The sequence below is a fragment of the Thermogemmatispora sp. genome (genome assembly GCF_019683755.1).
Lineage (GTDB): Bacteria > Chloroflexota > Ktedonobacteria > Ktedonobacterales > Ktedonobacteraceae > Thermogemmatispora.
In genome coordinates this window covers 1-10,051 of the sequence record NZ_JADGHT010000161.1, presented here as the reverse complement: position 1 = coordinate 10,051, position 10,051 = coordinate 1, and the positions used below count along the sequence as shown (strand labels likewise).

7 protein-coding genes are annotated in these 10,051 nt (G+C 57.5%); 4 read left to right on the top strand and 3 right to left on the bottom strand.

The window, feature by feature from the left end; translation table 11 throughout:
- The first annotated feature begins 980 nt into the window (after window positions 1-980).
- On the top strand, window positions 981-2,228 hold the full coding sequence (locus tag IRZ24_RS11660; RefSeq protein ID WP_297164258.1) for a glycosyltransferase: 1,248 nt from the start codon (window positions 981-983) through the stop codon (window positions 2,226-2,228).
- A gap of 180 nt (window positions 2,229-2,408) precedes the next feature.
- Here the strand turns inward: IRZ24_RS11660 and IRZ24_RS11655 are convergent, their stop codons facing one another.
- Entirely contained in the window at window positions 2,409-3,215 is an 807-nt protein-coding gene (locus IRZ24_RS11655) for a lysophospholipid acyltransferase family protein (RefSeq protein ID WP_297164255.1), read from the bottom strand.
- Window positions 3,212-3,895, bottom strand: coding sequence for a (d)CMP kinase (cmk, locus tag IRZ24_RS11650; protein ID WP_297164253.1), 684 nt, complete (start codon window positions 3,893-3,895; stop codon window positions 3,212-3,214). Before cmk ends, IRZ24_RS11655 begins: the two co-directional genes overlap by 4 nt.
- Window positions 3,896-4,154: 259 nt before the next feature.
- Between cmk and IRZ24_RS11645 the strand changes: the two genes are divergently transcribed.
- From IRZ24_RS11645 to IRZ24_RS11635, 3 genes are all read left to right on the top strand, one after another.
- Window positions 4,155-4,871, top strand: a complete 717-nt coding sequence (locus IRZ24_RS11645; protein WP_297164250.1) for a tryptophan 2,3-dioxygenase family protein — start codon at window positions 4,155-4,157, stop codon at window positions 4,869-4,871.
- A 140-nt stretch (window positions 4,872-5,011) separates the two neighbouring features.
- Window positions 5,012-6,832 (top strand): PrsW family glutamic-type intramembrane protease, encoded by a 1,821-nt coding sequence (locus tag IRZ24_RS11640; RefSeq protein ID WP_297164246.1) that lies wholly within the window; start codon window positions 5,012-5,014, stop codon window positions 6,830-6,832.
- Window positions 6,833-6,969: 137 nt separating this feature from the next.
- Window positions 6,970-9,186: a serine/threonine-protein kinase gene (locus IRZ24_RS11635; protein WP_297164243.1), complete on the top strand. Its 2,217-nt coding sequence runs from the start codon at window positions 6,970-6,972 to the stop codon at window positions 9,184-9,186.
- Here IRZ24_RS11635 and IRZ24_RS11630 read toward each other — a convergent pair.
- On the bottom strand, window positions 9,176-9,850 hold the full coding sequence (locus tag IRZ24_RS11630) for a RecX family transcriptional regulator (RefSeq protein ID WP_297164240.1): 675 nt from the start codon (window positions 9,848-9,850) through the stop codon (window positions 9,176-9,178). The two genes, IRZ24_RS11635 and IRZ24_RS11630, sit on opposite strands and share 11 nt — an antisense overlap.
- Between the last annotated feature and the right edge of the window lie 201 nt (window positions 9,851-10,051).

The window sequence follows — 10,051 nt, the reverse complement described above, 5'->3', positions numbered from 1 at the left end:
TCACAATATTACACAACAATAACAGTAAAAAATGTAATAAGCGCGCAGAAGGGTACAAATTACGACGACAGCATGACGCGGTGGGTCACGCGCGCGCACACAGGCAAAGACGGATACAGGAACCAGAGAACGCGGGTCGACCGGCGTTGACTGCCTTGAAAGCTACGCCTGCCGCCCTCGCAGAAAGTGCAGGTGATGCCTGGGGATACTTCTGCAGAGGAAGGTGGCGGAAGCGCAGCCCACCGGGCAATCCCAGCTATCCTTCTTAAACGGATATTCCGTCCAAGGTTTCAACTGTTGGCAATATTCTGGACCCGGTAACTGTATGAGCATAATCACCATGTACGCTTCCCGCCCTGTGAGATGGTGAACAACAAAAAACAGGAACTGCCTTGTCCCATCAAAAGGGACGGAGCCGGACAGGCAAATGAATAAAACAGGGGCAACAGCGCCGCCAGACAGGGCTGTCCCAGCAAATCGCGACTGGCGCCTACTCACCCTTTTCCTAGAGATGATTTGGCTGGCGCAGGAGGGGTCATTTGAATGCAGGATACCGTTGCGGTCGCGTGCAGGTAGGCGACTGGCCCACTTACGTGAACCTCTGCATCCAAAAAGTTCCTGACAAGGACTATATAACATACCTCTGGCTGTTTGTCAAGTATTTCCTCCGCTATTTCAAGAGAGGCCCGTTAATAGATCTAGCAGGGGGAGCATGGCAAGGCAGGAATAGTACTCGTTTGATGCTAACCTCTTGTTAGAGGGCAGATATGGCTCTTCTTTTCCAAAATAGCCAGAGGCTTGCTCCTGATCAGGAGCGTCACAAGACGCAAGCTGACGGCGGGAATGGAATCATGCGCTCAGTTGTAATCACCTATGGAAGCCCACTAGCAAGCGACCATCCATGATGGCAATTTGCACTCAGTGACTTGTGATCGTGCGAGGAGCCACGTTTCGTCCGCTGGCGGGCGAAGGAGAGGGTCATGACGATTGTAACCACACCTGGATTGGAGCGCTTTCGTGGCTTGGTGAGTGATGCTCTGCTCGCCGAGATCTACGATCTAGCGCGTCCTCTTCAGGGTCTGCATGTCCTGCATATTAATACAACGGCGCAGGGAGGTGGAGTAGCCGCCCTGTTACGCGTGTTACTGCCCCTGGCCAGAGAGCTGGGTATTCCTCATAGCTGGCGCGTTGTTCAGCTTGACGAGTTCGCTGCCACTTTTATGGCCCGGCTCACCGATATGCTGCAGGGTGGAGAGCCAGGCCAGATCACTGCTGAGGATCAGCGCCAGTTTTTAGATTCGCTCCGATCGGCTATGCAGCCGTTGGCTGAGGAGCGTGCCGATCTTTACTATGTTCATGATATTCAGCTAGCTCCCTTGGGGCAGCTCTTCCCACATTTGCGTCCATCACTCTGGTTTAACCATATTGACACTGCTCAGCCCAATCCGGCGGCCTTGCAATATATCAGCCAATTCCTTGATGCTTACGCTTTATGTACATTTAATACACCATTCTCGGTTTTCCCTCAGCTACCCGCCGAGCGTGTGGCAGTGATTACACTGGGCATCGACCCATTCAGTGAGCGTCATCTCCCTCTGAGCGAGGCTGAGGGGCAGAAGCTTCTCGCAGGCTGTGGTATTGATCCAGACCGTCCCCTGATTACGCAAGTTTCACGCTTTGGGCGCTGGAAGAATCCATGGCAGGTGATCGAGATTTATCGCCTGGTGAAGCAGCGGCGTCCCGAGGTTCAGGTTGCCCTGGTTGGTGCGTTGGAAGCCAGCGATGACATTCGGGCGCAGGCTATTCTTGCCGATCTCCAGCAATGGGCGGGCGATGACCCTGATATTCATCTGCTTTGGGACCCGGCCCAGCTTACAGCGCCGGTGGTTAATGCCTTCCAACGCTTCTCGCAGGTGATTCTCCAGCGTTCAAGTCGTGAGGGCTTCGGTCTGACAGTGACTGAGGCCATGTGGAAGTATCAGCCGGTGATTGGTACCTCGGCGACGGGAGTACGCTATCAGATTACGCATGGACGCGATGGCTTTATTGCCGATGACGCTGAGAGTGCCGCTGGCTATACGCTGCAGCTACTAGAAGAGCGCGAACGCTGGCGCCAGATGGGTGAAGCTGCCCATCGTAGCGTTCAAGCGCGCTTTCTGCTGCCTGTGATGCTGCGTGACTACCTGGCGGCTTTGGGAAGAGTGCAGCGCCAAGGAGGTGGCGTTTGAGCCTTGTTGGTTGAGCCATAGACTCTTTGGCGCTCACGAAGCCTCTGCTTCTGATCGGCTCCTGGCAATAGCGTGAGTAGGTCTTGAAGGCCGGCCAGTGATCAGAGGCAGAGGCTTGTTTGCAGGGGTCAGGCCAACTAGCACCAGTCGATAGCGAGCTGGCTAGCGTATCGCGCGCTCTCAGGGCCTTTCTTCGGCGCTGGCCGCCGACTCATTGGCTGCTGCTGTACTCGCTTCTGGAGGCTGAGATGGGGCTTCGGCATAGACACCGCGGTAGGAAGGCGGCAACAGAGCAGCGATGCTACGCATGACACGCTCTGTGGCCTCCTCGATCTCCTCACGGGTGATCTTTGGTCCCTGGGGTTTAAAAAGGAGCGGTTCGCCGTAAACGATATGGATCTCCGGGCGGAATTTCTTAAAGAGGTCCTCGCTGCCCCAGATGGCCACAGGCAACACGGGCACACCGCTGCGCAGGGCGATCATCCCCAGGCCAGCGTGAGCGCGGGCCAGAGTCCGTGTGCGGCTGCGCGTGCCCTCGGGAAAGATGACCAGCACACGACCGGCCTTCAGAATGGTCTCAGCCGCTCGTAGCGCCTGGCGATCACCCTCTCCGCGACGCACGGGAAAGGCCCCCAAGAAGCGCGCCAGCCAGCGCAAGCGGCCCTGAAAAACTTCCTCCTTGGCCATGTAGACGACTTTCTGGGGCAGATAGATAGGGATGAGGGGGATATCGGTCCAGGCCAGATGATTGGCGGCAACGATATATGGACCCTGACGCGGAATGTGATGGCGACCGCGCGGACGCATGCGCGCGATCACAGCCAGTAAAAGAACAGCTAGAATGCGCAGAATCTCATAGATCAGCGTCGGAGTCTCGTATGGCTGATAGAGATCCTTTGTGCGCCGACTAGATGCCGGACGCGGTAGCGGTTGCCGGCTCTCCGGCTGCTCCTGCCCGGCGGAGGAGAGGCTGACTTCTTGTTTCATCGCTTTCCCCGAAAGTGACAGATGCGTTCCAGGACTTGCGCTACGCTGAGATGGTCGGTGTCGATTACAATGGCGTCGGGCGCCGGCTGCATGTTGTCGCGATCGATCTCATCGCGGCGCCGAATATCGGCCACCACTTCCTCAAAGGAGGGCAAGGCTGGATGATCTTGCCCCAGGCGCTCCAGTAGCTCGGCATAGCGTCGGCGTCCGCGCTCCTCCAGGCTGGCCGTTAGATAGATTTTTAGCTCGGCATCGGGCAAGACGACAGCTCCGATATCCCTTCCGACCATCACGACACGGCCAGGACGGGCCAGGGCACGTTGTGCCTCGATCAGGACCTGGCGTACTTCGGGATGGGAGGAGACCAGCGAGACGGTGCGGGTCACCTCGGGACTGCGAATAGCCCAGGTGACATCTTCGCCGCCGACGGTCACGGTATATTGACGCCCGTCGTCAATATGAGGATGATCGATGAGAATGCTGGCTTCCCGTGCCAGGCTTCCAAGAGCCGCCCCATCGTGGGGGTCAATTCCACGCTGGAGAGCCAGCCAAGTTAAGGCCCGATACATCGCCCCGGTATCAATGTAGAGATAGCCAAGACAGCGTGCTAAGCGCTCTCCCACTGTGCTCTTGCCCGCACCTGCCGGTCCATCTATGGCAATACGTTCCGCCTGCTCCATGTGGTTCCCGAGCCTTTCTGGTCGGCTTGTCAATGTCGCTAAGATTATACCATAGCTCTGCCTCCAGGCAGGTCAGCCTTTCTTCATCTTTTCAACCCCTGCCTGTCTGAGGCCCTTACAGAGAGAGGAAAGCGCTCCTTCACAGAGGATGGTATGCTTCTTTATGATGATCAGTAGTGTGCTTCTGACTCGTATGTATGAGAGGAGAAAGAGGGCGCTGATGCCGGCTTTCCTGCTTTCCAACGAAGGAGGTACAGCGATGAGTAAGGCTCCTGGACACGTCGAGGTGCGACGCCCCGCGCGCGGCGAGAGCGTCTACGCCCGCTATCTGCGGTTGAATGAGCTGTTGTCTCTGCAGAAGCCAGAAGAAGAGCTGGCCCATCATGATGAGCTGCAATTTCAGATCGTTCATCAGGTCTTCGAATTGTGGTGGAAGGAAACGGCCTTTGAGCTGCGCAGCATCAGCCGCTTGTTGCGAGATGCCCATCTGAGCGAGGCCCTGCGTTTGCTGCAGCGCGTGATTCGTATTCAGTACCTGCTGCTGGAGAACATGCGCATGCTTGAAACGATGTCCCCTTGGGACTTCCATGCTTTTCGTCAGCTGCTGGCCGGAGGCGCTGGCAGCGATTCGCCCGGTTATCGTGAGCTGCTGCGCCTCTCTCCACCACTTTGGGACGATTTCCGCTCTCTGCTGGATGCTGCCGGGATCTCGCTCCGCGATGTCTATCTCTCCGCCGAGCGCTATCCCCTTTTGCATGCCTTCGCTGAGGCGCTAATCGATTACGATGAAGTGATGCAAACCTTTCGCTTCCGACATTATAAGCTCGCTGAGCGCATGATCGGCTCTGCGACAACGGGCACTGGCGGCACACCTATGCCCCTGCTCGAACGTACTATTCATGATGTCTTCTATCCCGAGCTTTGGGAGGTTCGCAATCAGCTAAGCACGCTTGCTCAGGAACAGGGCCGTATCTAGCCAGAGGGCATCAGGCGCTTCTTTCTGGCAAGAATACCAGATTTTGGCCCTTCACATTTTTCGCCATTTGTCATATGCTTTGAATGAGTCTTGCAATCAATCGTTCAAGAGTGGAAGCTCCTGGAAAAGGCATATTGACAGTGAGTTCAGAACAAGAGAAAGCCACACAGGCGTCTGAAGAGATGCCAGCTCAGCCGAAGAATCCATCGCAGCGGGCCGAACAGAGCACACCCGGAGAGGAGCAACAGCCAGAGACGCCGGTGGCGGGCCAGGGAGCGCCATTGGCGAGAGAGGTCACGCCTCAGGCGCCCGGGAGTCCGTCTGCTAGTGGAGAAGCAAGTGCCAAGGCTGCGAGCGCAGGGGAGTATGAAGCGGACCATGATGACTGGTCGCAGTTTACCTATCAGGAGCATGCCAGTCCTAGCCCTGCTAGTGGCCTAGCAGGGTTCGGCTGGTCCCCACCAGCGGCCTTGCCTCCTTTGCCTTCGCCCCCTGCGATGACACCCCTGGCTCCGGGGCAGTGGCCTGGCTCTCTGCCTACACCCTATGGAGGAATGTCCGCCTATCCTTTCCCTAGTCAGTCGTTCCCTTATCCTGGCTATGGAGGAGAACCACGCTGGCCAGGTTACTGGTACCCAGGCCCCCCATTGTACCAGGGCTATCCGGCCTGGCCATACTGGCCGGGCTCTCCTGGCTCTTCAGGCTATTCTGTTCCCTGGTATCCCGGCTATGCCGCTGTGCCTCCACGCCCGCGAGATCATTCTCAGGTAGTGTTAGGTATCTTCGGCATGATATGCTCGCTGCTCTGTCTGCTGTTCGGGCTGGGGGTGCTTTTCCTGTCCAGCATAGCAATATGGCTTTTCTCGTTCCATGCCAGCCGTCCCAGTGTCTACTACCCAGCAGAAGTACAGTTTTTGACCTATACGTTTGCAGGTTTGATTGGCGGTAGCTTCTGTCTCTATCACAGTATTAGGGCACTCCTAGGTAAGCCGAGCCGTGTCCTCAAGCTGCCGGCGTTTTGGATCTTCCTGGTCTGTTACCTGGTTACGCTAGGGCTAGGACTGGTCCTGCAAGCCGCTCACCAAGCTGTTTCTTTCCTGCCGGCAACGACCATTTTGATCATTCTCACGGCCATCTTGCCCGCCTTGACTCTGCTAACGCTGGGCATGCGCCTGCTGCGCCGCGCTCGCTGGTCTACCAGTTGGCGCCGCTTCACACTAGCTCTGACTAGCGGGGCCACGATGGGCATCTTGCTTGCCTCACTCCTTGAGCTAGTGGCCACCATGCTGCTGGAGGCAGGCTCCGGGCTGACCCTGAGCTGTTTCGACAATCCATCGATTTTGGCCTGCCAGGGAAAATTCAATCTCATTGCCATTATCTTGGCCGTGGTGACGGCTCCGCTGATAGAGGAGAGTGTCAAACCGCTGGGAGTGGCCCTACTCAGCGGGCGCGTTGCCAGTGGTATTGAGGCTTTTATCCTGGGCATGAGCGCCGGCCTCGGCTTTGATCTGATCGAGACCATCGGCTATATTAGCATGGGCTATAGCGACTGGGCTCATGTGGCCTTGGTGCGCTCAGGGGCTGGCCTTCTGCATGGCTTGGGTGGTGGCATGGTTGCCCTGGGCTGGTATCACTTGATCCGCACTAGAAAGCGGCGTTTCCGCCTTGGTTTTGCTTGCTGGATGTACGCAGTGCTGCAGCATGCTTTGTGGAATGCCTGCGGCTCGCTTGAGCTTTGGCCTGCGCCGGTGGGGCCAATGGTTGAGGGCTGGCAGTTGAACCTAGGCTTCACTAGCTTTAGCTTTGATGAGCTGCTGATCATTTTCCTGACGATCATCGGTGTGGTGCTCTTCCTCCTGATCGTGCGTTGGCTGCGTGATCACTATCAGGAGGAAACGACGCCAGAGCCGGCTGGACCTACAGTTTCTTCCAGTGGGCGACCGGTAGCCATCGGGGTATAATACCGGCAGAGGCAGGCATCGCAGTCATCCTGAAGGTGTGCGATACTCTGCGATGCCAGTGTGATTCTGTCTGTCCTTCAGCTTGGATGCGCGTCTCTCTGCCTATCCGCAGGGGGCAGCGGCCAGGGGAGTGGGAGATGAGGGAGCAATTCGGTCTTCCTATACCAGAGCCAGAAAATAGCTCTTCTAGGAGCCAGCTAGGCACCAGCAATCGGCGGCGCTTTGGCAACTATGAGCTGGTGCGCCGGATCGACGTGGGCGGCATGGGCGAGGTTTACCTTGCCCGTCAGCACACGGCCTTTGGTCGCGAGGTAGCCATCAAGATCATGCGCTCGGACCTGGTGCATGATCCGGTCGCCCGCCAGCGCTTCCTGCGCGAGGCCGAGGTCAATGCCCATTTGAAGCATGAGCATATTCTCCCGCTGATCGAGTTTGGCGAGGAGCAGGGACGACTGTTCTTTGTCACTCCCTATATCGAGGGCGGAACACTGGCCCAGCGTCTTCAGCGCGGCCCTCTGCCTCTAGCTGAGGTCTATACACTCTTTACTGCTCTAGTGCAGGCGGTAGCCTACATTCATCGCCGGGGCGTCATTCACCGCGATCTGAAGCCGAGCAATGTGCTGCTTGATCGCAACACCGATGGCAAGGTCTACGTGCGTCTCATTGACTTCGGCATCGCGACCATCCAGGGACAGCACGCTGATGCGCCTTTGACACTGCCTGGTAAAGAGGTAGGCACGCTGGCTTATATGGCCCCCGAACGCCTGCAGGGGGTGGCCTCTGTCAGCAACGATATCTATTCTTTGGGGGTCATCCTGTATCAGATGCTTACTGGCCAGTTGCCTTCTCAAGGGCAGGCAGACAATCGTCTCCCTGAGCCCCTGGCCTATGTTGTGCGACGCGCGACCGCCGAACGCCCGGAGGAGCGTTTCCACAGCGCAGAAGAGCTGCTAGCAGCCTTTGAGCAAGCCTATCAGGCGACCAGAGCGAATGAGCGGGAGAGTGAGCTTGCTCAAGCAGCTCAGCAGGCCATGAACCAGCCGGTGTCTGGTTCCAGCCTCCGTCAGCAAGCAGGGGCAGCCCAACGAGCTGCCTTCCAGCCACCAGCCTCACCGGGCCATACTCCTTCTGAGGTGATGACCTTGCAGCGTTCAGAAGATGCCTCCGACCAGTCTCCCTCTACTCCTCCAGTGCGGCCCTCGTTCCGGTCCGCCGCTCGCCCGTCCTTCTCTCTCTCGGGACAAGGCAGCTTTGCGCGAGAAGACTACGAGGCGCCCACCATGGAGCTGGGACGCGATCTGAGTGGTCCTGGCGGTCCCGGCGACCCCGGTGGCGCCGGCGGCTATGGGGGACGCCCCTCGCGCCGGCGCAAGAACCCTCTGCTGGCTCTGATCTTTGTTACTATTGCACTGGTCCTTTTGCTCATTGGTGGTCTGCTCTTTATCGAGGCGCCCGGTCTCTCCAGCGCCGCCATCAACATTACTCCTCGTACGGCGGCGCTCTCACAGGTCTTTACGATCACTGCCAGTCTCAAGGCCAAGCAGGTTGATGCCACCAACAAGATCATCCCGGCCAGGGTGCTTAGCGAGAGCAAAACACTTTCCCAGCAGGGAGCAACCACAGGCCGCAAGTGTACTTTGCTGATCCTCGACTGCAAGCAATCGGTCGATATCGTCGATCAAATCCGGCTGGCTAATCAGGCCAAGCAGATTCTGGTCAATCAGATTACCCAGGACCTGCAGCGTCAGCTCCATCAGCAAAATGCTCAGCAGGTGGGAGACATTGTCTTCTCGGATGTGGATGAAAAGACCGATCCCCCCATCGGAGTCGAGAGTAGTACGGTGACTGTTACCCTGACAGAACAGGGCAGCGTTGAGTACTTTCTCCTGGGAGATGTTCGCTCGCTCGTGCTGCAAATGCTGGGGCAGCAGGCTCAGCGGCAACTGGGTGTACATGCCCAACTGAAGACGACGCAGATCGGCAAAGTCAGCCTACAGAACGTTGACAACCAGGGAACAGCAACGCTGAAGGTACCCGCCGCCGCTTTAGCCCAGTATCTTTTCTCTCAAGATGAGCTGGAGAGCATGAGAAGTCATATCAAAGGCTTGAAAGTAGGCCAGGCGCGTACCTACTTGCAGAAGCTACCGGGCGTCGATCCGGCCTCAGTTGCTATCCATCTCACAGGCGGCAGCAGCGATGTTTTGCCCGACGATCCGCAGCGCATCCAGATCATCCCAGTGAACCCTACCAATCTGCCGAATGTCCAGCTTCCCTCGGCAAGCAGCTCAGGCTCTAGCCCTGCGACGGCAACAGCTTCAGCCTCGCCAACGGCTAGAGCCTCTACTACTCCATAGGCTCATCAGCAGGATCGAGGTTGGCGGCATTGGCTCGGCTCTCGTGCCAGAGTTGACGGACGATTCGCTTCGCTGTCTCATAGCTGAAGCCACGACGCAGGAGAAAGGCCCCTAGCTGGTTGCGAAACGCTTCATAGTTCTTTCCAGCCTTACCACGCAAGAGCGCCTGCACTTTTTTCCGCCCGGCGCGCAAGGCTCGCTCCTCATCGTCCTCCTGGTTCACCACTTCGGCGGCAATCTCAGGCGCTATCCCCCGTGCTCGTAGCTCGCTACGTAGAGCCTGGGCACTCTCTGGATGAAAGCGCTCGCGCGACTCTACCCAGAAGGTAGCAAAAGCCCGATCGTCAACGAGCTTCAGCTCTGTGAGCCGCTCTAGCACAGCCTCGATCAGATCTGGGGCCGTGCCTCGCCGTCGCAGGTAATGATGCACCTCCTGGCGACTGCGCGGACGGAAAGAAAGATAGTTTAAGGCACGATCAAGGGCCTCTTGTAAGGCGGCCTCGCGCCGCAGGCGGACTAGCTGCTCTGCGCTCAGCTCTTGGCCAACAGCCAGGCCTAAGCGCTCCACCACCAGCACACTGACCGTGAGCAGGTGGTGACCATCGACAAAGAGATTTACCAGTTCGCTTTTATTCGCCAGTGGCTCTATTGCGGTGATCTGCATGGGTCTACTATAGCACGTCGCAGTCGCTGATGCAATGCACCTATCAGCATCTCAACCAGTGCCAAGCCAGCTCTTGGGCTACCCTAGCACGGCAGTCTGACAAATGCCCCAGGCAGGTCAATCTCTCTGAACGGAAGACGATGCGACCACCAAAAGCCGGGTAAAAATGCGCAGCAGATCGCTTCTCAATAGGACGGGAAG